Source organism: Bacillus sp. LQ16 (assembly GCF_057784645.1).
Window position 1 is genome coordinate 1,544,203 of the sequence record NZ_CM173491.1, and the last position, 26,644, is coordinate 1,570,846.

The following is a 26,644-nucleotide window of genomic DNA, read 5'->3' on the forward strand; positions in this document are numbered from 1 at the left end:
AATATTTAAATATTTAAGTATTTTACTTTTCTAAAAGTAATAAAAGGACTATAATAATAGTGAAAACGCTTGCAACAGAAAATAGTTTGTATATATTTGTTAGCGTTTTCTATTGCATTCCAAATTTAAGGGTGTATACTAGGCAATGAAGGTTTACTAAACAAGTGAAATTACAGGGGGTTTACTTACTATGGTAGCCGAAAAGGGAACTCAAACAAAAACACAACAACAAAGGGAACAACATTTTGAACTATTGAATTCAACACAAATTGTTATTAGTGAAGCGTTAGAAAAATTGGGTTATCCAAACGAAGTATATGAATTATTAAAAGAACCAATTCGTATGATGACAGTGAAAATACCAGTTCGTATGGATGACGGGACTGTTAAAATATTTACAGGATATCGTGCACAACATAATGATGCTGTTGGTCCAACGAAAGGTGGAATTCGCTTCCATCCGAATGTAACAGAAAATGAAGTGAAAGCACTTTCAATCTGGATGAGTTTAAAATGTGGTATTGTTGATTTACCATATGGTGGAGGTAAGGGTGGAATTATCTGTGATCCACGTGAAATGTCATTCCGTGAGTTAGAAAGATTAAGCCGCGGTTATGTACGAGCAATTAGCCAAATCGTAGGTCCGACGAAAGATATTCCAGCTCCAGATGTATTCACAAACTCTCAAATTATGGCATGGATGATGGATGAGTATAGCCGTATTGATGAATTTAATTCACCAGGATTTATTACAGGTAAACCGCTTGTATTAGGTGGATCACATGGACGTGAAACAGCAACTGCGAAAGGTGTAACAATTTGTATTCGCGAAGCTGCGAAAAAACGTGGCATTGATATTAAGGGTGCACGCGTTGTTGTTCAAGGGTTCGGTAATGCTGGTAGCTTCTTAGCTAAATTTATGCATGATGCAGGTGCGAAAGTTATTGCAATCTCAGATGCTTACGGCGCTTTACATGATCCAAACGGATTAGATATTGATTATTTATTAGACCGTCGTGATAGCTTCGGTACAGTAACAAAGCTATTTAACAATACAATTTCAAACAAAGAATTGTTAGAGCTTGATTGCGATATTTTAGTTCCAGCTGCAATTGAGAATCAAATTACAGAAGAAAATGCTAATGATATTAAAGCGAAAATCGTTGTTGAAGCTGCAAATGGTCCAACAACATTAGAAGCGACTAAAATTTTAACAGATCGCGGAATTTTACTTGTTCCAGACGTATTAGCAAGTGCTGGTGGTGTAACGGTATCTTACTTTGAGTGGGTACAAAATAACCAAGGTTACTACTGGACTGAAGAAGAAGTAGAACAACGTTTAGAAAAAGTAATGGTAAAATCATTTGATTCTATTTATGAAACAGCACAAGTTCGTAAAGTGAATATGCGCTTAGCGGCGTACATGATTGGTGTTCGTAAAATGGCTGAAGCAAGCCGCTTCAGAGGTTGGGTATAAAATATTATATATTGAGAAAACGTGATTTCCTTTCGAGGGAATCACGTTTTTTTGTTGAAGTATTAAATGAGGTGTTGTATATGAAGAATGAAATGCTGGAACGAGTAGAACAATTAGAAGAAAAGGTTAAGAGGTTAGAGGGAGAACTTGCAAGAACGGTGAAAGCTCGAAAAATAAGTACTGTCCGGATGTTCGGGGAAGGGCTACTGTTTTTGATATTTGGTGTGGTTGTAGTAGGGCCGATTATTGCCGTTGTAATCTCAATTTTTACTTGGCTTGCTGAAAAATAAAATAAAAACAAAAAGAACGCTTGTTCTATGCGAACAAACGTGCTATACTCTCCTTAGATAAACAAAACGGAAATGATTTTAAGGAGAGATAAATGATGAAAATGACAGTAGACCAAAGATTTATGATGCCAGCAGATGTTGTAGAGCGAGTGGAAGTATTACGAAACAAACAAAGCAAGCGTGGCACATTATTACAATCGGTAAACAAATTTTTCGGTTTAGATACGAAAGAAGATTGTGTTTGGTTTTACGGTTTTTATGGAGTGGCTGTAAGTATCTTGTTGTTTATGGTGTTCACTTCAAATATTTTCGATTTTCTCTTTGCGTAAGAAATATGCGATAAGGACATTGTTACCGAATACATATATAAGGAAGTAAGGTAATCTTCTAGAGCGGGAGTTGGTAGCAATGGCGATGTTTCCTATAGAGCGCAACTATATAGGATATGGAAGTTCACGACCAGGGATTCCTCTAACTAAAGTGAGATTTATTGTAAGCCATGATACGGGGAATCCTGGAAGCAATGCGATAGGAAATCGAGATTACTTTAATGAATTACAACCGAAAGCTTCGGCGCATACATTTATAGATGATAAAACAATATTGGAGATTATTCCTATAAATGAAGTTGCATATCATGTTCGATATGGTGTGCCGACGGATAATGACTTATACGGCTATGACGCGAATAAGGCGGCCATTGGAGTGGAACTTTGTTATGGCGGTGATGTTAACTTTTGGGAAGCATATAATCGTTTTACATGGTATCATGCGTATTTATGCCAAAATTTTGGCTTAAATCCGAAAAAAGATATCGTGTCACATAAAACGCTTGATCCAGCTAGAAAGATTGATCCTGAGAATGTATTAGGGAAACAAGGTATTAAATTTCAGCAGTTTTTAGCAGATGTCTATCGGATGTACGTTTCGTTTAGATGACAAATATATGAAAAATGAATACAATAAAGATAGGTGCCTACTGCGGTAAGTAGGTTTTTTCTTGTTTTTATAAATAGTGTATTGGTAGAAGACTAGGAGTGGACGAGTATGCAGAAAGAAACAGTTATTATAATCGGAGGCGGTCCGTGCGGATTAGCGGCAGCGATTTCGTTGCAAAAGGTAGGGATAAATCCGTTAGTAATTGAAAAAGGAAACATTGTAAATGCCATTTATAATTATCCAACTCATCAAACATTTTTCTCTTCTAGTGAAAAATTAGAAATTGGTGATGTAGCTTTTATTACAGAAAATCGTAAGCCAGTTCGAAATCAAGCGCTTGCGTATTATCGTGAAGTAGTAAAACGTAAATCTGTACGTGTAAATGCTTTTGAGCGAGTGGAGAAAGTTCAAAACGATGGAGAAGTTTTTCAGGTTGAGACGACAAAGCGTGACGGAAGTAAAGAAATATATATAGCGAAATATATTGTTGTAGCAACTGGATATTATGATAATCCAAATTATATGAATGTTCCAGGTGAGGAATTGAAGAAAGTAGCTCACTATTTTAAAGAGGGGCATCCTTATTTTGATCGAGATGTAGTAGTTATAGGTGGGAAAAACTCGAGTGTAGATGCCGCGTTAGAACTTGTTAAAGCTGGTGCGCGTGTAACGGTACTGTATCGTGGAAGTGAGTATTCACCAAGCATAAAGCCTTGGATTTTGCCGGAATTTGAGGCGTTAGTACGAAACGACACAATTCAAATGCATTTCGGGGCTCATGTGAAAGAAATTACTGAGCATACATTAACGTTTACAGTTGATGGTGAAGATTTTACAATCCAAAATGATTTTGTATTTGCGATGACTGGTTATCATCCTGATCATAGCTTCTTAACAAAGATGGGTGTTAAGATTGATGAAGAAACAGGACGTCCAATTTATACAGAGGATAGAATGGAAACGAATGCTGAAAATATTTTCATTGCAGGTGTCATAGCTGCTGGAAATAATGCAAATGAAATATTTATCGAGAACGGTAGATTTCATGGAGATGCGATTGCACAAACTATTGCATCAAGAGAAAAATAAAAAGGAGCTGTCGGGAAAACCTCGACAGCTCCTTTTTATTCGTGCATAAACATATTTTGAATGGATTCATGAGAATTTGTATTCTCTAATGCGACAAGTAATTTAATGCGTGCTTTTTGTGCATTTAAGCCGTATGTGAATACAATGCCCATATCTTTTAAGTGTTTACCGCCACCTTCATACGAATATACGTCTTGAACGATACCGTTGAAACAGCGAGAAACTAATACGACAGGAATACCTTTATTTAATAATCGTTCTAGACTAGGAAGTGTTCTTGGAGGTAGATTACCTTGTCCAAGCGCTTCGATAACAATGCCGTCTACAGGAAGATTTTCGATTGCTGCTAATAATGTATCATCCATGCCGGCATATGCTTTTAGAACAACTACATTTTTAGATACTTTGTTTATCGTATATGTTTCGTGATGTACTAAAGCGTGATGGAAGACAACACCCCGTTTTGTTACCATTCCAATTGGTCCATATTGTGGGCTTTGGAATGTTGCGACATTACTTGTATGTGTTTTCGTTACATTTGTAGCGCAATGAATTTCGTCGTTTAATACGACTAAAACACCTTTTTCTGCAGCTTCATCACAACTAGCAACTTTTACAGCTGATAAGAAGTTATATAGACCATCAGCACCTAACTCATTGCTAGAGCGCATTGCACCTGTCACAACAATCGGAATGGTTGCTTGTACTGTTAAATCTAAGAAATAAGCTGTTTCTTCTAATGTATCCGTACCATGCGTAATGACTACGCCATGAATGTTGTCTTGTTTTACTCTTTCATCAATGATGACTTGTAATTGTAACATTTCGCTCGGTGTCATATGAGGAGATGGTAGATGGAACACATCTTCAACGATTAAATCAACATCGCCTTCTAAATCAGGAATGAATTTTAAAAGAGGATTTTTTTCACCTGGTTGTACGACCCCAGTTTCTTTATCTTCCTCCATTGCAATTGTTCCACCTGTGTGTAAAACTAGGATTCTTTTCAATGCTTATACCCCTTTCAAGTAAAAAAATACATTTAGAACATAACATGTTTTGAGTAAATTCGACAATGGAAATGTATAAAAGTATGCCTCGAAAATGACAATAAAATTAACTACTATATGTACGATGTATAAAATCACGAAACGAAATGTGCAAATATAGTATAGGAGGGGGCAATTATGTTGAAAAAGATGGAGAGAATTTTTATTCGTATATTAATAATACAATTCATTTGTCTTTCTGTTGTACAATTGTTATTTATACATAAGTCATCAGTGAAATATTTATCTAAAATTGTTTATTACGAAGGTGTCATGGTAAAAAATAAAGCAGAAATCTTGCAGGTGAATAGGTAGTTTTCATTTTCTTCTATGAAGGATTATGCTACAATAATTGAGGATTTAATGACGTGAAGCAAATGAGAAGAAGCAGGGTGAACACCTGCTTTTCGTTTTGTTTTATAAGTGAAAAAATGAGGTGTTACAATGGATAAACGAATTTCAATTGCTATAGATGGTCCAGCAGCTGCTGGGAAAAGTACAGTGGCAAAAGTTGTTGCGAAGGAACTTTCTTACGTTTATATTGATACAGGCGCGATGTACCGTACGCTTACATATGCAGCCCTTGAACAAAAAGTAGATATTGAAAATGAAGAACAGTTAATGGAAGTTGTAAAGAATGTAAATATTGAATTTCAGCAAGGAGAAAATACGCAGCTTGTATTTTTGAATGGACAAGATGTTTCTGAAGTAATCCGTACACCTGATGTGACGAATCGAGTATCTATTGTAGCGAAGCATCGCCTTGTTCGTGAAGAAATGGTACGTCGTCAGCAAGAGTTAGCGAAAAAAGGCGGCGTTGTAATGGACGGCCGTGATATTGGTACACATGTATTACCGGATGCTGAAGTGAAAATCTTTATGCTTGCTTCTGTTGAAGAAAGAGCGGAAAGAAGGCATTTAGAAAATTTAAATAAAGGTTTCGATTCTAATTTAGAGCAGCTAAAAGAAGAAATTGCTCAGCGTGATAAATTAGATTCAGAACGCGAAGTTTCTCCACTAAAAAAGGCTGATGATGCATTGGAATTAGATACGACTTCTTTATCAATTGAAGAAGTTGTCCAAAAAATTATGAGTATTGTTTCAGGAGTGTTTGCGAAATAAAGAAAGGGGATAATCCTCTTTCTTTTTTTGTTGAAATAGAAATGTAAAGGATACGTGAATTGTGAGTCTCTTTCCTTGACAAATGAGCTGATTTGTAAGAAGTTAGTTAAAGAGGAATAAAACTGTCAGAATATATTCGCTATTATATTTCAAAACATACTTTTTTCAAGCTGGTTTTGCTGTATACTATTTATATAGGTTTAATATATTTTCTTGTGAATGGTATTGAAAAAGAGTATGTGATGAGAAATTCTTAAACATGCAAATGAAAACTTTGTTTTCATTTCGTATATACATAAAAAAATGCTTTGTCAATTCTGTAGGGAGGTATTTCCATGGTAGAGAAAATGAATGAAGAAGTTATGGATTCAAAAGAATTACAAGTTGGTGACGTTGTTACAGGTTCTGTAACGAAAGTTGAAGAGAAACAAGTGCTTGTAAATGTTGGATACAAAACAGATGGCGTAATTCCAATTAGTGAATTAGCTAACGTTCATATTGAAAAAGCAAGCGATGTTGTAGAATTAGATCAAACACTAGAGTTGAAAATTATTAAATTAGAAGAAGATGATCTTGTCTTATCTAAACGTGCTGTTGATGCAGAAAAAGCATGGGTAGAATTACAAGAGAAATTTACTTCTGGTCATGTATTTGATGTTACTGTAAAAGATATTGTGAATGGCGGATTAGTTGTGGACCTTGGTGTTCGCGGTTTTATTCCAGCTTCACTTGTAGAAGTACATTATGTAGAAGACTTTACTGACTATAAAGGTAAAACATTAGCGGTGAAAATTGTTGAATTAGACCGTGAAAAAAATCGTGTAATCCTTTCGCATAAAGCGGTAGTAGAATTAGAACTAGATTCTAAGAAAAAAGAAGCAATTTCTTCATTAAAAGAAGGTGACGTTGTTGAAGGAACAGTGCAACGATTAACTGACTTTGGTGCTTTCGTTAACGTTGGTGGCGTGGACGGTTTAGTTCACATTTCACAAATTTCACACGAACGTGTAGAGCAACCTTCTGAAGTATTAGAGCAAGGTCAAAAGGTTAAGGTAAAGGTGTTATCTGTTGATGCTGATACACAACGTATTTCTTTATCAATTAAAGCGGCTCAACCAGGACCTTGGGAAAACGTTGCTGGCGAAATAAAAGCTGGAGATATTCGTGAGGGAGTAGTAAAACGCCTTGTTACATTTGGTGCATTCGTTGAGATTTTACCTGGCGTTGAAGGACTTGTACACGTATCTCAAATTGCAAATCGTCACGTGAAAAACCCGAATGAAGTATTGGAAATGGGACAAGAAGTAAAAGTGAAAGTACTTGAAGTTCACGTAGCAGAGAAACGTATTTCTTTAAGTATAAAAGAAGCGCTTGAGGAAAATAATGTAATTGAAGATTATAGTCAGTATGAGCCAAATGCTGATTCTGCTACTTTCCAATTAAGTGATATTATTGGTGAACAACTGAAAAAATTAAAGAAATAATGAGGGGTACAAGTGGTAAGGGCAAAACGTAAATTAGATCATATTGAATACGCTCTTTCTACTGGTCAGTCTCGTACGCATGGCTTTCATGATATTGATTTTGTGCATCAAAGCTTGCCAAATTCAAATTATGACACAATAACATGTGAAACAAAAATCGGCGAACTTTCACTAAGTTCGCCGATTTTTATCAATGCGATGACTGGTGGTGGAGGAGAGAAAACGTTACATATTAATGAGCAATTAGCATATGTAGCGAAACAGCATAACCTTGCTATGGCTGTAGGGTCGCAAATGGCGGCGTTAAAAGATGAAAGTGAGGCTGCTTCTTATAAGGTGATTAGAAAGGTAAACCCGAATGGTATTTTCTTTGCTAATTTAGGTAGTGAGGCAACTATCGAGCAGGCAGAGCGTGCCGTTGATATGATTGAAGCGAATGCATTGCAAATTCATTTAAATGTCATACAAGAGTTAACGATGCCAGAAGGAGACCGTGACTTTACTGGTGTACTTCAGCGCATAGAGAAAATTGTTTTAAATAGTAAAGTTCCTGTCATTGTAAAAGAAGTTGGATTTGGGATGAGCAAGGAAACAATGCAACAGTTAGCGAACGTAGGTGTAACGGCAATTGATATTGGTGGGCAAGGTGGTACGAATTTTGCTGCTGTTGAAAATGAAAGAAGACAGCGAATGCTTTCTTATTTTAATAACTGGGGCATACAAACAGCAACCTCGATTATTGAAGCAACCTCTACAAATAATAACCTCTCTTTTATTGCATCAGGGGGTATACAGACAGCGCTTGACGTAGCGAAAGCAATCGCATTAGGGGCGAATACAACTGCGTTTGCTGGTTACTTTTTACGTATTTTAATGCAAGATGGTATCGAGAAATTAGTGGATGAAATTGAGCTTCTACATACAGATTTGAAATTTATTATGACAGCTCTTGGTGCGAAGACGATAGAAGAGTTGCAATCTGTACCTCTTGTTGTAAAAGGTGAAACATATCATTGGTTAATGCAGCGTGGTATTGATACTGCGCATTATAGTAGGAGATAAAGTTATTTAATATCAACCGGAGAATTATTTATATCCGGTTGATATTAAATTAATATGAATTGCGTATAGAATTTTTAAATTCATATATAACTATATATAAAAATATTTCATATAGAGAGGCTATTCTTTAGTGAATTTATTGCTGTAATATAGAAAGGCAGTATTAGAAAGGAGCAAATGTTTTGAGGGATATAGCATTTTTTATGGATAAATTTCGAATTCATTTATTAGAAAAAGCTGAAGAAAATAAAAAAACATCAGATTTGATAGCGATTTTATATATAATATATTTTATTAGTATATTAATGTTGGTTCCTATGTTGTTAAAAAAAGTCGGTATAATAGAATTATCAAATTACTTTGTTGAATTGTTTGATATACTTAAAGGGGTTTTACGTGGGGATATTAGCTACGAAACGCAAAACAAATTAATCATGATGACAGATAAGTTAATGAAATTTACGAATGAATATATAAGCGATTTTAGTCTGTACATAAAATGGACAATTAGCGTGTTTATTTTTATGTTAATTAGTCAAGTGATAAGAGTGGTATTTAAATCTATAAAAGTTCGATTGATTGTACAAAGTGTGTTGTCTTTTGTATATTTGATAATGCTTGAAGAAAATATGATTTTTGCATTAATAATTGGGCTAGTAATTCTTTTTTGGATGACACGATATATAAGTGTAGGAAGTTTAAAATATGTTAATTTTTTTATGTATTTAAGTGGTGCAATTCGCATTTATCATTTAAATAAAGCAGAAGAAAAAGCGAGGGTCATCAAGAGTCGGTTTAGCTATTGGTTAGTAATTTTAATTAGCTTTTTTGTCGTGACTTATTGTACGAAAATGATTTTTTGGGGTATATCTCTTAAGATGAATGCCTTGATTAGTCTCTCTTTATTTTTGTTAATATGGATGAATTCGAGTTCTAATAAAGTAATAGAACTAGTTAGAAAATTAGTAGTTTATGTATTGTTTATACCTATTGTAATATTAGCTAATGATGTGTTTAATAGTTCTGATGTAGTTAAAATGTTATCTATCTTTATAACTGTCTTTTTTTCATTAGAGCGAATTATCGGGATTGGCAAGGAAATCAAAAAACAAGTTGAAGAATATGATATTAACTATATTTTTAATTTTTATGAGATGAAGGACTATAGGGCCATCCAAAATGTAGATATTTTGAATGAATTAGATTTGGAAATAGAGGAAGAAGAGTTAGTAAAGCAGGTATTATGTTATATGGCTATTGATAAAAATATAGCAAAAAAATTAATAGAATTTTATTTGAAGAATTTTTATAAATATGAGGCGCTAGTACTTTACTGTCAGTACCAATTAAAGATTGAGAAATATAATGAGAGGGAAATTGGAAAAACACAATTGCGTGATTTGTTAAGCGTTATGCAGAGGGTACAAAAAGCGAATAGTAAAGAGCAAAATATTATTAAAATGGAAGACGCAGCGAAAGAATTAGCTGATTTGTATTTTCAATTAGGGGAAAATGAATTGGAAATTATAAACCTTTTATCTGGGTATGTTATGCTATCTGACTATTATAAGTTTATATTGGTAAACTCGTATGTTAAAGTTGATAATATTGTAAAGGCCGAGGAAGTATTTTGTACAATTAATGATAAAGATACTTATTCGTTAGAGATATAATATTAATTTAAATAGGTATCGAGATAATCGCTATTCTCAGATATATTTGTAAATTATAGTCTAAACCAATAGGTATAGTGACGATTGATGCCACGTCAAGTAATCGAATCTATAATGCGAACACAAAAGAATTGTATTATGAGTAGAAATTATGAAGAAATATGTAAAAGACGGTTTCGTACAATATCGAAACCGTCTTTTTGTATTCATTAGTGCTGGTTTTGTTTTCGAGCCTGCTCTGGTGTATCAAGTCCAGTTGCACCTGGATATTGTAGTGATTGATCACGATCAGATTCAACGCGGCGTGATTCTCGTAGTTTTCGTTCTTGGCGATCTTTACCCATAATGAATAACACCTCCTTGTTAAAAGTGTTGCTGTTATAAGAAAAAACTATGCGTAAATAAAGTGGATTAACTTTCATAAAAAATTCCCATAATGGAAAACATAGGAGGTGAAGTAGATGGATGGAAGTACTTTTTATTTTATAGCTTGGATAGGGTGGGTTGTCGTAACCTTTTTTATGAAAAAGGACCATATTCGGTGGAAGTTAGGCGCTTGTATATTGATTTTTATAATTTGCTCTCCGTTACATGTAACGATCGCCTCATTCATGGTATCGGTAAATGCTCTTTTACTTTGTATTATTTCTTTTATAGGGATCGCGCTGTATTCTGTTTGGAAAAAATTATATAGCTTACTTTCGGCACTTATTATTACGATGTTATATACAAGTTTTCATCTGTTAGAGATATATGATCCGATTTGGATTGTGGTGGATAGAGTGTTTCTGCTAAGTAGTGCTCTTGTGTATGCATCGGTGTTATTGCATGGGGATCGCATATTACGATTATGTTCCCTATATGTAGGGATGTTACAAGGAGAGTTGCTAGTGACATTTATTTTTCGGAAATTGAATTTTCCATATGATTACGGTAGTTTAGCATTTTTTGATATCGTCGCCGTTTCTACATTATTTATGGCAGTATTGTTTTGGATTGCAAAAGCATCAGTATACATGGAACAGTTTAAGAGAAAAACACGTAAAAGAAAGGCGAGGGTAATACATGACTGAATATACACCAGCCATTTTATGCGGCGTAATAGCGGGGACAGTTACAAGGGTGTTAATGCTTCGGACGGATACACGGCAATATCCGACGAGGCTACATGGAAAGATTATTCATATTGCAATGGGGTTAATTGCAGCAGCTTTAGGAGCGATTGCAATCCCATCTATTTTGAAAAAAGATTTTTCTGCCATTACATTTCTTACGTTAGCAGCGACACAATTTCGTGATGTACGTAATATGGAAAGAAATACACTTCAACAATTAGATGGATATGAGCTCGTACCGCGTGGAAATACGTACATTGAAGGGATTGCATTGGTTTTTGAAAGTCGCAACTATTTGGCGATGTTAACGTCGTTTGCAACGACGTTTGCGTATATAGGGTTCCGTTCATGGATTGCTGGAGTAATTATGGCTATAATCGCATTTTTTATTGCGAAAAAATTAATGTCTGGTAGAAGGCTCCATGACCTTGTAGATATTGAGCATGTTCCGCTGCGTTTTGAAGGAGCAGGGCTTTATATCGATAATATTTATATTATGAATATTGGATTGCCGGTGAGGCAAGAAGAGATTATGAAATATGGCATGGGGTTTATATTAAAACCGAAATCGATTGATGCGATGGTGACAATCTCAAATTTAGGGCAACGGCAAGCTATTTTACACGATGTTTCGGTGGCGTTAGGGATTTATAGAGATTCTGGTACACCAGCGCTTGTACCGTTAGCAAAGCGTGATTTAGAGGATGGCAGGGTTGGGATTTTTGTCTTACCGCAAGATCAAGATGCAGAGAAAGCGATAAGTGTCATAGGAAATGTACCAACGTTAGAAAGTGCTGTCCATATGTCATCGGAAGCCCCGAAAGGAAGGGGAGATAAGAGATGATGTTAGAAAGCGTTATCCTGGCAGTTATTACAACAGCGCCAGAAAAATTTGCAGGTGGTGCTCCTTTATTTGTTTGTGAGTCGATGGAGGAACTAGAATTTGTTGCAAATAATTTAGAGGCAATTTTAGATGGTATTGCGCATCGCTTACAAGAGAATGTATATATTATTGTGAAACATTAGGAACGTGTGTTATAATGTGAGGTGTTTTGATACGTTGAGAAATATTCTGGAATGCAAATCCCTTCTTGCACAAAGAAGGGTTTTTTACATAATAAACAGAAGCAAGTTGAAAGGATGAAAGTATATGCCGAAACCAGTAATAGCAATAGTAGGCCGCCCGAACGTAGGAAAATCTACTATTTTCAATAGAATAGTTGGAGAAAGAGTTTCAATCGTAGAAGATATCCCAGGTATAACTCGAGACCGTATTTATAGTGCGGGAGAATGGTTAAATCATGAGTTTAACATTATTGATACAGGTGGAATTGATATTGGAGACGAGCCGTTCTTGACACAAATTCGTCAACAGGCGGAAGTTGCGATTGATGAAGCAGATGTTATCATTTTTATGACGAATGGTCGCGATGGTGTAACTGCAGCGGATGAAGAAGTTGCTAAAATTTTGTATCGTTCTAAAAAACCAATTGTACTTGCGGTAAATAAAGTTGATAATCCAGAAATGCGTAGTGATATTTATGATTTTTATTCATTAGGATTTGGCGAGCCATTCCCGATTTCAGGTACACACGGTTTAGGACTTGGTGATTTGTTAGATGAAGCTGCAAATCATTTTCCAAAGATTGAAGAAGAAGCGTATGACGATGAAACAATCCGTTTCTCTTTAATTGGACGTCCAAACGTAGGGAAATCATCGCTTGTAAATGCACTTCTTGGTCAAGAACGTGTAATTGTAAGTAATATCGCAGGAACGACGCGTGATGCTGTCGATACACCATATAGTAAAGATGATCAAGATTATGTAATCATCGATACAGCTGGTATGCGTAAAAAAGGAAAAGTATATGAAAGTACAGAAAAGTATAGTGTACTTCGTGCACTTAGAGCGATTGAACGTTCTGACGTTGTTTTAGTTGTTTTAGACGGAGAAGAAGGAATTATTGAGCAAGATAAAAAAATCGCTGGATATGCTCATGATTCAGGACGAGCTGTTATTATCGTTGTAAACAAATGGGATGCAGTGAAAAAAGATGAAAAAACAATGAAAGCATTTGAAGAAAACATTCGTGCTCATTTCCAATTCTTGGATTATGCACCGATTGTATTCTTATCTGCAAAAACGAAAAAACGTACACAAACGTTATTACCGGTTATCAATGAGGTAAATGAAAGCCATAGTATCCGTGTACAAACAAACGTATTAAACGATGTAATTATGGATGCGGTAGCGATGAATCCAACACCGACTCATAATGGTAGCCGTCTGAAAATCTTCTATGCGACACAGGTTGCGGTAAAACCACCGACATTTGTTGTGTTTGTAAACGATACAGAATTAATGCACTTTTCATATGAGCGCTTCTTAAAGAATCGTTTACGTGAAGCGTTCGGTTTTGTAGGAACGCCGATTCACATTATTGCTCGAGCAAGAGACTAATGGAGAGGATGTGATTTTATGACAAAAATCACAGTAGTAGGAGCAGGTAGCTGGGGAACAGCGTTAGCGATGGTATTAGCTGACAATGGACATGATGTACGTATTTGGGGAAATCGCTCAGAACTTATGGATGAAATGAATACGAAACATGAGAATAGTCGATATCTCCCAGGCATTACATTGCCAAGCACAATCGTAGCCTACTCTTCTTTAGAAGAAGCATTAGTAGATGTAAATACAGTACTGCTAGTAGTACCGACGAAAGCGTACAGAGATGTATTACAAGAGATGAAAGAAATTGTTACAGAACCGATTACTTGGATTCATGCGAGTAAAGGGATTGAACCTGGTACGTCAAAACGTATTTCGGAAGTAATCGAGGAAGAAATTCCAGAGAACTTAATTAAAGATGTTGTTGTATTGTCTGGACCGAGTCATGCTGAAGAAGTTGGTTTACGACAAGCGACAACAGTTACGTCTGCAGCAAAGCGTATGGAAGCGGCTGAGGAAGTACAAGATTTATTTATGAATAGTTATTTCCGTGTATACACAAATCCAGATATCGTTGGAGTTGAACTTGGTGGTGCGTTAAAAAATATTATCGCATTAGCTGCTGGTATAACTGATGGTCTTGGATTAGGTGATAATGCAAAAGCGGCATTGATGACACGTGGTTTAACAGAGATTGCTCGTTTAGGAAGAAAAATGGGCGGGAATCCGTTAACGTTTGCTGGTCTAACTGGTATGGGAGACTTAATTGTAACTTGTACAAGTGTTCATAGCCGAAATTGGCGCGCTGGAAATATGCTTGGAAAAGGACATTCTTTAGAAGAAGTGTTAGAAAGCATGGGTATGGTTGTGGAAGGTGTAAGAACAACGAAAGCTGCTCATGAATTGGCAGAGAAAATGGAAGTTGAAATGCCGATTACAGCTGCTTTATATGACGTGCTGTTCAATGGGAATAACGTAAAAGATGCGGTAGGCTCATTAATGGGACGTGTTCGAAAACATGAAGTGGAAGCTATACCTGACTTACTGTAAAGAAAAGCGACAGAAGTACATTTGTACTTCTGTCGCTTTTTTATTTTATGGGTCTTTTCACCATTTATTTATTTTTGCATAGGATGAAGAGTAACTTGAGGAGAGGGTGAAAAGAATGGATAATAACATTTTTAATAATATTGAGAAGGAAGCGAAAGTAAATAAAGAGGATATTTTTAAATTAGCATCATCCGTGCAAAATGCGAATTTACGTGATGAAACTGTACTTCGTCAATTGATTCATCAAGTGGCTCTTATGGCGGGACGTGAAGTGCCGAAAGAGCAAGAGGATCAAATTGTAAAAGCGATTATTAATAATAATATGCCAGCGGATTTTGGCTCGTTAAGCAAAATGTTTAAAAAATAAATTATGAGAAACAAAGAGTTTGTAGATTGCATATGATAGCCATGAAAGAATGGGAATAGAGCTGTTTTTGGGCATATTTGGTCAACCGAAGCGAGAGATATAATCGCTTCGGTTTTATTTTTATCTAGATTGGTGGAAGATGCTGAAAAACCTATTGATTAAAGTTACATATTTGCGATTTGTAGTAAAATGTTCTTTTTGTATTTGTTTAAAGATTTTAATTTGTTAAAATAGTATAAAAATAGATTAATAAAAAGGGGTGTGTATATGTCAGAAGGGCTTATGAAAATGTGGTTGGCTTTAGGGGCAATTGGATTTATGTTTTTTGCAGTAAGTTTTATTTTATTAAGTAGACATAAAATAAAGAATAAATTTTTGAAAGGGATTACAGCGTTAGTAGCGTACACCCTTATGGTTGTGTCAGGAATTGTTATTTTTCTTGTTGTATTTAGTGGACCTGTACAGCAGTAAATGGAATGGTCTCGAAAATACTACATAGGGAGCAAGTTATATTAGTATGAAAAGGTGATGCTAGTGAAAAAAGTCCATATTATTTTAATATTTTGTTGTATGAGCCTTTTAACGGGGTGTCTGTATCCGAAAGAAAATATGAAGCAAAATGCGGTTCCTTATGAAGATCAGCTACAGTTTGTTCAAAAAGCTGTTGTGACATTTAAGGAGCAAAATGATGGGATATTGCCAATTAAGACGAGGGATATGAGTACACCTATTTATCAAAAGTATCCAATCGATTTTCAACAGATTGCTCCGCGTTACATACAAGAAGCGCCAGGGAATGCATATGAAAGTGGAGGAGTATATCAATACGTATTAATAGACGTTGAAACAAATCCAACAGTAAAGTTAATTGATGTTAGGATGGCTGAACAAATTCAGGAATTATCTTTAAAACTTAGGATGTATCGTGATGAACATCAATATCCACCTTTTAAAAAAGTAATTTCAGATGGTGTATATGAATTGGATTTCAAAAAACTAGGATATAAAGATGTGCCACAAGTGACAAGTCCATATTCTGGTAAAGGGCTTCCTTTTGTAATTAATGAAAAAGGAGAAGTTTTTGTTGATTATAGAATCGACTTATATGACGCTTTGAAAAAAAATGAAGGGCAGTTTACGGAGGGAGAAGATATTCGAAATATACTTTCGAAAGGTTCCCCGTTTGTACCAGCTTATTCTTTACCGTACACAGTAAAGAACGGAGAACCAATTTTTTTAAAATCATAAGTCATGAACCTTTCTTTTAGTGAATAAGTTCTAGAAGAAAGGTTTTTTATGTTATACAACTTACGATGCAAACAAAAGATATTTTTTAATAGTCATATGAAATTGGACAAAATTATATGATATATTGTCCGAACTTCTAGAATACCATTATATTATATCAGATATTATAGGCAACGTTAGAGAAGGTATTAGTTGACTATAAACGCGGAATTATTCCCAAAAATTTTGAGGGAGGGAATCACTTGGAAAAGGTAGATATTTTTAAAGATATTGCAGAACGAACAGGCGGTGATATTTATTTTGGAGTTGTAGGAGCTGTTCGAACAGGAAAATCAACATTCATTAAAAAATTTATGGAACTTGTAGTTATTCCAAATATTGAGAATGAGTCTGACCGTCAAAGAGCGCAGGATGAATTGCCTCAAAGTGCTGCTGGTCGTACAATTATGACGACGGAACCGAAGTTTGTTCCAAACCAAGCGGTTTCTATCGAAGTAGATGAAGGACTTGAAGTGAACATTCGATTAGTAGATTGTGTTGGATATACGGTTCCAGGAGCGAAGGGCTATGAAGATGAGAATGGCCCGCGCATGATTAATACCCCTTGGTATGAAGAACCTATTCCATTCCATGAAGCTGCAGAAATCGGCACGCGTAAAGTAATTCAAGAACATTCAACAATTGGTGTTGTAATTACAACAGATGGAACAATTGGTGAAATTCCAAGAAGAGATTATATAGAGGCAGAAGAACGCGTTGTAAATGAGTTGAAAGAAGTAGGAAAACCTTTCATTATGATAATTAATACGGTACAGCCGTATCATCCAGATACAGAGCAATTACGCCAAAGTTTATCAGAAGAATATGATATCCCGGTTATTGCAATGAGTGTGGAGAGTTTAAGAGAAACAGATGTATATAATGTACTTCGTGAAGCGCTATTTGAATTCCCTGTATTAGAAGTGAATGTGAACCTTCCGAGCTGGGTAATGGTGCTAAATGAAGGGCATTGGTTGCGTCAAAGTTATCAAGAAGCAGTTCAAGAAACTGTGAAGGATATAAAACGTCTTCGTGATGTGGATCGCGTTGTTTGGCAGTTTAGTCAATATGAATTTATTGATCGAGCGAGCCTAGCTGGCATTGATATGGGGCAAGGTGTGGCGGAGATTGATTTATATGCGCCAGATGAATTATATGATCAGATTTTAAAAGAAGTAGTAGGAGTAGAAATTCGAGGGAAAGATCATTTATTGAAGCTTATGCTCGATTTATCTCATGCGAAAATAGAATATGACCAAGTGGCAGATGCATTGCGTATGGTTAAGCAAACAGGATATGGTGTAGCAGCCCCTGCGCTAGCGGATATGAGCTTAGATGAGCCAGAAATTATTCGTCACGGTTCAAGGTTTGGTGTGAAGTTAAAAGCGGTAGCGCCATCTATTCATATGATTAAAGTAGATGTAGAGTCAACGTTTGAGCCGATCATTGGTACTGAAAAGCAAAGTGAAGAATTAGTTCGTTATTTAATGCAAGATTTTGAAGATGACCCGTTATCAATTTGGAATTCTGATATATTTGGACGTTCGCTTAGCTCGATTGTTCGAGAAGGAATTCAGGCGAAATTATCTTTAATGCCAGAAAATGCTAGATATAAATTAAAAGAAACGCTAGAAAGAATTATTAATGAAGGATCTGGCGGATTAATTGCGATTATACTATAAGAAAAATCCCTCTCACTGTAGAGGGATTTTTTGTTTTTCCGATTATAAAATAGAAAAATAAACAGTCATTATCTAATACATTGTTGTAAATTGTCAAGTTTCATCAGATTTTCACATTTTCAGAGTAACAATTTCCTTAAAAATATTGAATTATAAAGGAGAATCGTATAATATAGGCGTTGATAATGATTTATCTACATCTTTGTAGTATAGAATTTGTAAAAATTGCCTACAAATGAAAGTAAGACTCATTTTATGATCATTATACAGTCTTATCTTTGGGAGGAGGTGAATGGCATGAACAAGACAGATTTAATCAATGCTGTTGCAGAAGCAAGTTCCCTTTCTAAAAAGGACGCAACAAAAGCAGTAGACGCTGTTTTTGATTCTATCTTAGAAGCTTTAAAACAAGGTGATAAAGTACAACTGATCGGATTCGGTAACTTCGAAGTTCGTGAGCGTGCGGCTCGTAAAGGTCGTAACCCACAAACAGGTGAGGAGATTGAAATCGCAGCAAGTAAAGTACCTGCATTCAAACCTGGTAAAGCGTTAAAAGATGCGGTTAAATAATCCTTACATATTAACAGGGAAGAAGAGTTTCCTTTTTGGGAACTCTTCTTTTTGCTTTTAAAAACATAAATATGCTAGAATGTGTTCGTATCACTTTTAGGTTTTCGGGAGGGCTAGCGGATGGCAAAAGTTAATTTAGAACAAATTGAACATGCAGTACGCCTTATTTTAGAGGCGATTGGGGATGATCCAAATCGTGAGGGAGTACTTGATACGCCAAAGCGTGTTGCAAAAATGTACGCAGAAGTGTTCTCAGGTATGCATGAAGATCCGAAAGAGCATTTGCATAAAGTATTCGGAGAAGATCACGAAGAGCTTGTACTAGTAAAAGATATACCATTTTATTCGATGTGTGAGCATCATTTAGTTCCATTCTATGGAGTTGCTCACGTTGCATATATTCCGCAAGGTGGAAAGGTGACAGGGTTAAGTAAATTAGCTCGTACTGTAGATACAATTGCACGTCGTCCACAACTGCAAGAACGTATTACATCAACAGTAGCGAACTCTATTATGGAAGTACTAGAGCCTCATGGTGTAATGGTAGTAGTAGAAGCAGAACATATGTGTATGACGATGCGTGGTGTGAAAAAACCAGGTGCGAAAACAGTAACGACAGCAGTGCGTGGTGTGCTTGAAAATGATGCTGCAGCGCGCAGTGAAATTTTATCGTTTATTAAAGCGAAGTAAAGAAAAGCGGGAAACTGCTTTTCTTTTTTTTTTTTAGTAAATAAATGATATAGTTTTAGCTAGACAGAGTGAGATTAGAAAGATTGCTTACATGAATGGTAGGTGTAGCCAAGTTTTGGTTATAGAAAATAGAGTGTATGTGTTATAATAAGTTTTATGAATTAGAAAACAAGGGTGATTTTTTGTGTGTGACATCTACGGAGGGTATGCGGGTATAAAAGAGAAATTGATGGAGAAATTACGCCATCCTTATTTTATAAACTATATTGAAGAACCATTTATTGATGAAGAAAAGATAGCATTGTTATATGGTGCTTTAAAGAGTGCAAACTTACATATAGAACAAATTGAGCATTACGTAGTAACAATTATGCTTGTACAAATTGCGCTTGATACGCATGAAAGGGTATCAAATAAAGCAGGCGAGGAAGAGATTGAATTCCATAAATGTCGTCAATTAACAGTACTTGCAGGCGATTACTATAGTGGACTATATTATTATTTATTGTCTATGAATCGTGATATTGTTTTAATTCGTGCACTTGCTGAAGGAATTAAAGAGATAAATGAACACAAAATTATGTTATACCAAAAAGCGCATGAAACGACGGATGACATAATGAAAAGCGTAGTAACAATTGAGTCTGCGCTCCTTCAAAAAACATGTGATCATTTTCATTTATCACATTGGAAGCCATTTATCACATACGTATTAGGTGGAAATCGCCTTCAAAAAGAAATTCAATTGTATGCTGATAAACAACATTCACCTGTTTTTCAAGCGGTGCAAGATGCTTTAGGGGATAAAGCAGAAGTAGTGATTAATGGTTGGATGATGGAATTGAGAAAGAAAGAAAAACAATTTTTAGAAAATCACACAGACGTAAATGAAATAAATTCTGTGTTAAGGGATAAATAGAAGACATAAGCAATTTTACATTGGAAGAAGGTACGAGCATGCAACAATCAAAAGAAGAAAGAGTACATGACGTATTTGAAAAGATTTCTGATAAATACGATGTGATGAATTCTGTAATTAGTTTTCAAAGACATAAAGCGTGGCGTAAAGAAACGATGCGAATTATGGATGTACAACCTGGCAGTAAAGCGCTTGATGTATGCTGCGGAACCGCAGATTGGACAATTGCGCTAGCTGGAGCGGTAGGTGAGCAAGGAAAGGTTGTTGGCTTAGACTTCAGTGAAAATATGTTATCTGTCGGTAAGCAAAAGGTAGAGGCGTTACAATTAAAACAAGTAGAACTTCTACATGGGAATGCAATGGAGCTTCCATTTGAAGATAATACGTTTGATTATGTAACAATTGGGTTTGGTTTACGTAACGTACCGGATTATATGCACGTATTAAAAGAAATGACGCGTGTAGTAAAACCAGGTGGAAAAGTAATCTGTTTAGAAACATCTCAACCAACAATGATTGGTTTTCGACAAGGGTATATTTTATACTTTAAATATATCATGCCGTTATTTGGAAAGATGTTTGCGAAAAGTTATAAAGAATATTCATGGCTTCAAGAATCTGCTAGTGCATTCCCAGGGATGAAAGAATTGGCCCAAATGTTTGAGCAAGCTGGACTTGAACGTGTGCAAGTGAAACCATTTACTTTTGGGGTAGCAGCGATGCATTTAGGTATTAAACCAGAATCAAAATAGAAAAAAGAAAAAAGAAGTTTTAGGTTAAGGTGAACAATATGAAGTTACAACTTATGTACTCTTTTTTACGATCGGATATTAATGTGATAGAAAAAGAATTAAAAAAGACAGTTGCTTCTGAACAGCCATTAGTAGAAGAGGCAGCATTACAACTTATTGAAGCTGGTGGGAAGCGAATTCGTCCTGTATTTGTGTTGCTTGCAGGGAAATTTGGAGATTATAAGTTAGATGCGATTAAGCATGTTGCTGTTGCGTTAGAGCTTATTCATATGGCTTCTCTTGTTCACGATGATGTTATTGATGCTGCATTTTTACGACGCGGCAGTGCGACTGTGAATGCGAAATGGGGAGATCGTATTGCGATGTATACAGGGGACTATTTGTTCGCTAAGTCTCTTGAATGTATAACAAATATCGAAATCCCAGAGGCGCATCAAGCGTTATCACATACTATTTTAGAAGTCTGTAAAGGTGAAATTGAACAAATTAAAGATAAATACAATTATGACCAAAATTTAAGAACGTATTTAAGAAGAATAAAGCGAAAAACAGCATTATTAATTGCCGCGAGTTGTCAATTGGGAGCGATTGCTGCTGGTGCTAATCGTGATACAGTAAATCGTCTATTTTGGTATGGGTATTTTGTAGGAATGTCTTATCAAATTATTGATGACATTTTAGACTTCGTTTCCACAGAAGAGAAACTTGGAAAACCTGCTGGTGGAGATTTATTACAAGGAAACATAACGCTCCCTGCTTTATATGCGATGGAAGATCCAGTACTTCGTCAAAAAATCACATCTGTACATGAAAATACAACAGCAAGTGAAATGCAAGAAATTATTGATGCTGTAAAAAATAGTCCAGCAATTGATCAAGCATTTGCGTTTAGTGAACGTTATTTACATAAAGCTTTAGAAATAATAAAACCACTCCCACGTGGAAAAGCAAAGTATGCATTACAAAATGTTGCAAAGTATATTGGAAAACGAAAATTTTAATGTTTATTCTAAAAAATAAAATAATCTCTCTATTTCAAAACTATTGCACAATTGTGATAAGGGTGATAATATGTGTGTGGGGATATACAATTACATACATAATTCAGAAGTGGAGAGATTTTTTATGGAAAAAACATTTCTAATGGTAAAACCAGACGGTGTACAACGTGCCTTCATTGGGGAAATTGTAGCTCGTTTTGAGAAAAAAGGATTTCAATTAGTTGGTGCAAAATTAATGCAAGTCACTCCGGAAATTGCTGGACAACACTACGCTGAGCATAAGGAAAAACCTTTCTTTGGTGAGTTAGTAGACTTTATTACATCTGGACCTGTATTCGCAATGGTATGGCAAGGTGAAGGTGTAGTAGATACAGCGCGTAACATGATGGGGAAAACAAGACCACATGAAGCAGCTCCTGGAACAATTCGTGGAGATTTCGGTGTAACTGTTGCGAAAAATATTATTCATGGTTCTGATTCTTTAGAAAGCGCAGAGCGCGAGATTGCTATTTTCTTTAAAGAAGAAGAATTAGTTGACTACTCAAAATTAATGAATGAATGGATTTACTAATTATTTTGAAATAATTTGTAAACGCTTTAATCACTGTGATAATAGTAAAAAGTGCAAGGAGAATAGGGGTATTCTTCTTGCACTTTTTTTATTTTCAATTAGTTACGAAGTTTGAGCTGTTATGATATATTGATATTTAAATTAGGCCTATCGGAAATATAGAATAAGAAAATGGTCGATTTATGATATAATTTCTTTAATATTTTTAGAATGATAAAAGTTAATATAGTGAGATAAATACATATACGAAAAGAGGAATAACGTATGCGATATATTACGGCTGGTGAATCTCATGGTCCGCAACTTACAACGATTATAGAAGGTGTTCCAGCAGGATTGTCTTTAGTAGCGGATGATATAAACGAAGAGTTAGCTAGAAGGCAAAAGGGATATGGGCGTGGTAGACGCATGCAAATTGAAACGGATCAAGTGCAAATTTTAAGTGGTGTTAGACATGGAGAAACATTAGGTTCCCCTATTGCACTCGTTGTTGAAAATCGTGATTTTGCCCATTGGACAAAAATTATGGGGGCAGAGCCTTTAACTGAGCAGGAAGAAAAAGAGATAAAAAGGAAAGTGACAAAACCAAGGCCTGGGCATGCTGATTTAAATGGTGCAATTAAATATGGTCATAGAGATATGAGGAATGTACTGGAACGTTCGTCAGCGCGCGAAACGACGGTGCGTGTTGCTGCTGGTGCGGTTGCTAAAAAGGTGTTAGCAGAACTTGGTATTAAAGTGGCGGGCCATGTAATTGAAATTGGCGGTGTACAAGCTAAGGAGGTTACGTATAGTTCAATTGAAGAATTAAAGAGTATTACAGAAGCATCTCCTGTACGTTGCTTAGATGACGAAGCTGGTAACCAAATGATGAAAGCGATTGATGATGCGAAAGCAAATGGTGATTCAATTGGTGGAATCGTTGAAGTAATTGTGGAAGGAATGCCAATTGGAGTAGGTAGCTACGTGCATTATGATCGAAAACTGGATGCGAAATTGGCAGCTGCAATTATGAGTATTAATGCTTTTAAAGGTGTCGAGATTGGAATTGGTTTTGAAGCAGCGCATAGACCGGGAAGTGAAGTTCATGATGAAATTCTATGGAATGAGGAGCATGGATATACAAGAAGAACAAATAATGCAGGTGGATTAGAAGGCGGTATGACGACTGGAATGCCAATTGTTGTGCGCGGTGTGATGAAACCGATACCTACACTTTATAAACCTCTTCAAAGTGTAGATATTGATACGAAAGAGCCTTTTACAGCGAGCATTGAACGTTCAGATAGTTGTGCAGTGCCAGCAGCTAGTGTCGTTGCAGAAGCGGTTGTGGCTTGGGAATTAGCAACAGCTTTAATAGAACAATTCGGATTAGATCGTATGGAACTAATTCGTGAAAATATTGAGAAACATAATGAATATGCGAGGGGATTTTAATGGGAAACATACATATTCAAACGAAATCAAAAGAATATGATGTACATGTTGGTAAAGAAGCGTTGTCAAACTTAACAATGATCGTTCAAAATATGCAGCCAGCTGTATCTAACGTAATGATCATTTCAGATGAAGCTGTTGCATCACTACATTTACAGACAGTTATCGATGCATTACAAGTGGAGCAGGACGTGTTTTCGTTTGTTGTACCAAGTGGCGAAAAAGAGAAGTCTTTCGAAAATTTCTATGCGGCTCATACGTCAGCTCTTGAAAATAAATTAGATAGAAATTCTTTAATTCTTGCACTTGGAGGCGGAATGATTGGAGATTTAGCTGGTTTTGTTGCTGCATCTTTTATGCGGGGTATTCGCTTTGTGCAGGTTCCGACGACTTTATTAGCGCACGATAGCGCAGTAGGTGGGAAAGTAGCGATTAATCATCCGTTAGGTAAAAATATGATTGGTGCATTCCATCAGCCAGAAGCGGTTGTATATCATACACCGTTTTTACAGTCTCTTCCTGAAAAAGAGTGGCGTTCAGGTTATGCAGAGGTGATAAAGCATGCTCTTATTGGTGATGTGGAGCTATATCATTGGTTAAAAGAAGAAGTGCAAACATTAGCGGATCTTCGTGATGAGAAGTTAATCCATATATTAACGAAGGCGATTCCTGTAAAGGCAAATGTTGTGTCACAAGATGAAACAGAGAAGGGTGTACGTGCCCATTTGAACTTTGGACATACGTTAGGACATGCTCTTGAAAAAGAGCTAGGGTATGGGAATATTACTCACGGTGACGGCGTAGCGGTTGGAATGTTATTCGCCATATTTTTAAGTGAGCAAGTGTACAAGGTTGATCTTGCTTATGAAGATATGAAGCAGTGGTTCTTGAAATACGGCTATCCAAAAATGCCAAGAGATTTGAATGTAGAGCGCCTCGTTCAATTGATGAAACAAGATAAGAAAGCAAATGCAGGAGCAATTCATATGGTGCTTATGCAGGAATATGGGGTAGTGAATGTCGTATCTATTTCAGATGAGACTGTTCATATTGCGTTAGAGGCATTTCAAAAAGATATGGTTTAAAAATGATAGCGAAGTGTTGTGAAGTGCTCATTTAGAGGTATTCTCGTAATAGTGACGGTTATGATAAAAGATTACAGTAAGGGGCTATAACTGTATTGTAATCAAATTGAATGAAATGACTGGGGGAAGAAAAATGAGAGTGAAAGAGCAATTGTTAACTTTGAGAGCGTATGTGCCTGGGAAAAACATTGAAGAAGTAAAAAGGGAATATGGATTATCGAAAATTGTGAAATTAGCATCGAACGAAAATCCATTCGGTTGCTCAGCGCGTGTGACAGAAGCATTAACTTCTTTAGCGAGCCAATATGCCCTTTATCCAGATGGATATGCCTTTGAACTTCGGACAAAAGCAGCGGAACATTTAGGTGTAAAAGCAGAACAACTACTATTTGGTAGTGGATTAGATGAAGTCATTCAAATGATTAGCCGAGCGTTACTACATGAAGGAACAAACGTTGTAATGGCGAATCCTACGTTTTCACAATATCATCACCATGCTGTTATTGAAGGAGCAGAAGTTCGTGAAGTATCACTTAAAGACGGTATTCACGATTTAGATGCAATGCTAGAGCAAGTAGATGATAAAACGAAAATTGTATGGATTTGTAATCCGAATAATCCGACAGGTACATATGTTGAGAAACAAAAATTACTTTCATTTTTAGAATCAGTTCCTAAGTCGGCTCTCGTTATTATGGACGAAGCATATTATGAATACGCGGAAGCAGAAGACTATCCGCAAACATTGCCACTTCTTGAAAAGTATGAAAATCTTATGGTTTTACGCACGTTTTCAAAAGCATATGGTTTAGCTGCTTTTCGTATCGGATATGCGATTGGGGATGCGAAGTTAATCGGACAGCTAGAAGTAGCGAGGTTACCATTCAATACATCAACTGTAGCGCAATCTGTAGCACTCGCTGCATTAGAAGATCAAGCCTTTTTACAAGATTGTGTGAAAAAGAATGCTGAAGGTCTAAATCAGTATTATGCATTTTGTAAAGAATATAACGTATTCTATTATCCATCTCAAACAAATTTCATTTTCTTAAAACTTGGTATACCAGGTAATGAAGCTTTCGAACGATTAATGAAAAAAGGATATATCGTTCGTTCTGGTGCTGCATTTGGTATCGATGATGGTATTCGTATTACTGTCGGTTTGAAAGAAGAAAATGATGAAATTATAGAGTTGCTGAAAGAGCTTGTAAATGAGCAAGTACAGAAAGAAGAAACATATTCTTAAGAGATTGTGAAGGCTCCTATTATAGGAGCCTTTTTTATCGTATTAAAAATAAAGGTTGAAGACTGGTAATTAAGTTGTTCTGTAAATCACGGTTTGTATGGCTTGATAATTAGTGAGAGAAGTTATTTGCACGGTCATAAAAGAAAGCGGTACAATAGAAGATGATGATAAGGTATCGGTGTCATATCCGAACCTTTTGAACAATTACCTACTCTGTAAGAAGAAGTATAAGAAG

At 35.9% G+C, this 26,644-nt stretch carries 30 protein-coding genes; 28 read left to right on the plus strand and 2 right to left on the minus strand.

The window, feature by feature from the left end; all coding sequences use genetic code 11:
• Positions 1 to 190 precede the first annotated feature (190 nt).
• From gudB to AC3EMB_RS07865, 5 genes are all read left to right on the plus strand, one after another.
• Positions 191 to 1,477: an NAD-specific glutamate dehydrogenase gene (gudB, locus tag AC3EMB_RS07845; protein ID WP_000225172.1), complete on the plus strand. Its 1,287-nt coding sequence runs from the start codon at positions 191 to 193 to the stop codon at positions 1,475 to 1,477.
• A gap of 80 nt (positions 1,478 to 1,557) precedes the next feature.
• Positions 1,558 to 1,767, plus strand: a complete 210-nt coding sequence (locus tag AC3EMB_RS07850) for a hypothetical protein (protein ID WP_000787297.1) — start codon at positions 1,558 to 1,560, stop codon at positions 1,765 to 1,767.
• A 92-nt stretch (positions 1,768 to 1,859) separates the two neighbouring features.
• Positions 1,860 to 2,096, plus strand: a complete 237-nt coding sequence (locus AC3EMB_RS07855; RefSeq protein WP_001983018.1) for a DUF3961 domain-containing protein — start codon at positions 1,860 to 1,862, stop codon at positions 2,094 to 2,096.
• Positions 2,097 to 2,175: 79 nt separating this feature from the next.
• Complete coding sequence (locus tag AC3EMB_RS07860; RefSeq protein ID WP_001240655.1) at positions 2,176 to 2,706, plus strand: peptidoglycan recognition protein family protein; 531 nt, start codon at positions 2,176 to 2,178, stop codon at positions 2,704 to 2,706.
• A gap of 108 nt (positions 2,707 to 2,814) precedes the next feature.
• A complete protein-coding gene (locus AC3EMB_RS07865; RefSeq protein WP_001168518.1) occupies positions 2,815 to 3,795 on the plus strand; it encodes a YpdA family putative bacillithiol disulfide reductase in 981 nt (326 codons plus the stop codon).
• 35 nt (positions 3,796 to 3,830) lie between these two features.
• On the opposite strand, the gene ansA is transcribed toward AC3EMB_RS07865, so the two are convergent.
• Positions 3,831 to 4,805, minus strand: coding sequence for an asparaginase (gene ansA, locus AC3EMB_RS07870; RefSeq protein ID WP_000822009.1), 975 nt, complete (start codon positions 4,803 to 4,805; stop codon positions 3,831 to 3,833).
• A 180-nt stretch (positions 4,806 to 4,985) separates the two neighbouring features.
• Here ansA and AC3EMB_RS07875 point away from each other — a divergent pair, with 180 nt between their 5' ends.
• The 5 genes from AC3EMB_RS07875 to AC3EMB_RS07895 all read left to right on the plus strand — a co-directional run bounded on the left by AC3EMB_RS07875 (position 4,986) and on the right by AC3EMB_RS07895 (position 10,185).
• The gene (locus AC3EMB_RS07875) at positions 4,986 to 5,159 is read left to right on the plus strand and encodes a YpfB family protein (protein WP_023521499.1); all 174 of its coding nucleotides are present in this window, start codon (positions 4,986 to 4,988) and stop codon (positions 5,157 to 5,159) included.
• 129 nt (positions 5,160 to 5,288) lie between these two features.
• The gene (cmk, locus tag AC3EMB_RS07880; RefSeq protein ID WP_000361252.1) at positions 5,289 to 5,966 is read left to right on the plus strand and encodes a (d)CMP kinase; all 678 of its coding nucleotides are present in this window, start codon (positions 5,289 to 5,291) and stop codon (positions 5,964 to 5,966) included.
• A gap of 335 nt (positions 5,967 to 6,301) precedes the next feature.
• Complete coding sequence (gene rpsA, locus AC3EMB_RS07885) at positions 6,302 to 7,450, plus strand: 30S ribosomal protein S1 (protein WP_000229558.1); 1,149 nt, start codon at positions 6,302 to 6,304, stop codon at positions 7,448 to 7,450.
• A gap of 12 nt (positions 7,451 to 7,462) precedes the next feature.
• A complete protein-coding gene (locus AC3EMB_RS07890) occupies positions 7,463 to 8,512 on the plus strand; it encodes a type 2 isopentenyl-diphosphate Delta-isomerase (RefSeq protein WP_000251041.1) in 1,050 nt (349 codons plus the stop codon).
• A gap of 182 nt (positions 8,513 to 8,694) precedes the next feature.
• On the plus strand, positions 8,695 to 10,185 hold the full coding sequence (locus AC3EMB_RS07895; RefSeq protein ID WP_023521500.1) for a hypothetical protein: 1,491 nt from the start codon (positions 8,695 to 8,697) through the stop codon (positions 10,183 to 10,185).
• Between the two features lie 209 nt (positions 10,186 to 10,394).
• Here AC3EMB_RS07895 and AC3EMB_RS07900 read toward each other — a convergent pair whose 3' ends face one another.
• Entirely contained in the window at positions 10,395 to 10,529 is a 135-nt protein-coding gene (locus AC3EMB_RS07900; protein WP_000513900.1) for a YpzI family protein, read from the minus strand.
• A 117-nt stretch (positions 10,530 to 10,646) separates the two neighbouring features.
• Here AC3EMB_RS07900 and AC3EMB_RS07905 point away from each other — a divergent pair, with 117 nt between their 5' ends.
• The 18 genes from AC3EMB_RS07905 (at position 10,647) to hisC (ending at position 26,409) form a co-directional block, all read left to right on the plus strand.
• Complete coding sequence (locus AC3EMB_RS07905) at positions 10,647 to 11,258, plus strand: YphA family membrane protein (RefSeq protein ID WP_445117467.1); 612 nt, start codon at positions 10,647 to 10,649, stop codon at positions 11,256 to 11,258.
• Positions 11,251 to 12,144: a YIEGIA family protein gene (locus tag AC3EMB_RS07910; RefSeq protein ID WP_000141599.1), complete on the plus strand. Its 894-nt coding sequence runs from the start codon at positions 11,251 to 11,253 to the stop codon at positions 12,142 to 12,144. Before AC3EMB_RS07905 ends, AC3EMB_RS07910 begins: the two co-directional genes overlap by 8 nt.
• Entirely contained in the window at positions 12,141 to 12,326 is a 186-nt protein-coding gene (locus AC3EMB_RS07915; protein ID WP_000979048.1) for a capping complex subunit for YIEGIA, read from the plus strand. Before AC3EMB_RS07910 ends, AC3EMB_RS07915 begins: the two co-directional genes overlap by 4 nt.
• Positions 12,327 to 12,450: 124 nt before the next feature.
• Positions 12,451 to 13,761 carry a ribosome biogenesis GTPase Der gene (gene der / locus AC3EMB_RS07920; protein ID WP_001125890.1) on the plus strand — a complete coding sequence of 437 codons (1,311 nt, stop codon included), beginning with the start codon at positions 12,451 to 12,453 and terminating at the stop codon, positions 13,759 to 13,761.
• An 18-nt stretch (positions 13,762 to 13,779) separates the two neighbouring features.
• Positions 13,780 to 14,802 (plus strand): NAD(P)H-dependent glycerol-3-phosphate dehydrogenase, encoded by a 1,023-nt coding sequence (locus tag AC3EMB_RS07925; protein WP_000161783.1) that lies wholly within the window; start codon positions 13,780 to 13,782, stop codon positions 14,800 to 14,802.
• A gap of 115 nt (positions 14,803 to 14,917) precedes the next feature.
• Positions 14,918 to 15,169 carry a stage VI sporulation protein F gene (locus AC3EMB_RS07930; RefSeq protein WP_000369753.1) on the plus strand — a complete coding sequence of 84 codons (252 nt, stop codon included), beginning with the start codon at positions 14,918 to 14,920 and terminating at the stop codon, positions 15,167 to 15,169.
• Positions 15,170 to 15,436: 267 nt separating this feature from the next.
• Positions 15,437 to 15,640, plus strand: coding sequence for a DUF2768 domain-containing protein (locus tag AC3EMB_RS07935; protein ID WP_001289005.1), 204 nt, complete (start codon positions 15,437 to 15,439; stop codon positions 15,638 to 15,640).
• A gap of 63 nt (positions 15,641 to 15,703) precedes the next feature.
• Positions 15,704 to 16,417 (plus strand): hypothetical protein, encoded by a 714-nt coding sequence (locus AC3EMB_RS07940; protein ID WP_488517612.1) that lies wholly within the window; start codon positions 15,704 to 15,706, stop codon positions 16,415 to 16,417.
• A gap of 242 nt (positions 16,418 to 16,659) precedes the next feature.
• A complete protein-coding gene (gene spoIVA, locus AC3EMB_RS07945; protein WP_000416519.1) occupies positions 16,660 to 18,138 on the plus strand; it encodes a stage IV sporulation protein A in 1,479 nt (492 codons plus the stop codon).
• Between the two features lie 297 nt (positions 18,139 to 18,435).
• Entirely contained in the window at positions 18,436 to 18,708 is a 273-nt protein-coding gene (locus tag AC3EMB_RS07950) for an HU family DNA-binding protein (protein ID WP_001043860.1), read from the plus strand.
• 120 nt (positions 18,709 to 18,828) lie between these two features.
• Complete coding sequence (gene folE, locus AC3EMB_RS07955) at positions 18,829 to 19,398, plus strand: GTP cyclohydrolase I FolE (protein WP_001151481.1); 570 nt, start codon at positions 18,829 to 18,831, stop codon at positions 19,396 to 19,398.
• Positions 19,399 to 19,582: 184 nt separating this feature from the next.
• A complete protein-coding gene (locus AC3EMB_RS07960; RefSeq protein ID WP_053564889.1) occupies positions 19,583 to 20,317 on the plus strand; it encodes a heptaprenyl diphosphate synthase component 1 in 735 nt (244 codons plus the stop codon).
• A gap of 38 nt (positions 20,318 to 20,355) precedes the next feature.
• Positions 20,356 to 21,069, plus strand: a complete 714-nt coding sequence (menG, locus tag AC3EMB_RS07965) for a 2-heptaprenyl-1,4-naphthoquinone methyltransferase (RefSeq protein ID WP_001187668.1) — start codon at positions 20,356 to 20,358, stop codon at positions 21,067 to 21,069.
• Positions 21,070 to 21,107: 38 nt separating this feature from the next.
• Positions 21,108 to 22,070, plus strand: a complete 963-nt coding sequence (gene hepT, locus AC3EMB_RS07970) for a heptaprenyl diphosphate synthase component II (RefSeq protein ID WP_000776079.1) — start codon at positions 21,108 to 21,110, stop codon at positions 22,068 to 22,070.
• Between the two features lie 124 nt (positions 22,071 to 22,194).
• Positions 22,195 to 22,641: a nucleoside-diphosphate kinase gene (gene ndk, locus AC3EMB_RS07975; RefSeq protein ID WP_000415883.1), complete on the plus strand. Its 447-nt coding sequence runs from the start codon at positions 22,195 to 22,197 to the stop codon at positions 22,639 to 22,641.
• Between the two features lie 264 nt (positions 22,642 to 22,905).
• On the plus strand, positions 22,906 to 24,078 hold the full coding sequence (aroC, locus tag AC3EMB_RS07980) for a chorismate synthase (protein WP_001269379.1): 1,173 nt from the start codon (positions 22,906 to 22,908) through the stop codon (positions 24,076 to 24,078).
• Positions 24,078 to 25,163, plus strand: a complete 1,086-nt coding sequence (gene aroB, locus AC3EMB_RS07985) for a 3-dehydroquinate synthase (protein ID WP_000526809.1) — start codon at positions 24,078 to 24,080, stop codon at positions 25,161 to 25,163. Before aroC ends, aroB begins: the two co-directional genes overlap by 1 nt.
• 133 nt (positions 25,164 to 25,296) lie before the next feature.
• Entirely contained in the window at positions 25,297 to 26,409 is a 1,113-nt protein-coding gene (hisC, locus tag AC3EMB_RS07990; RefSeq protein WP_089170704.1) for a histidinol-phosphate transaminase, read from the plus strand.
• Positions 26,410 to 26,644 lie beyond the last annotated feature (235 nt).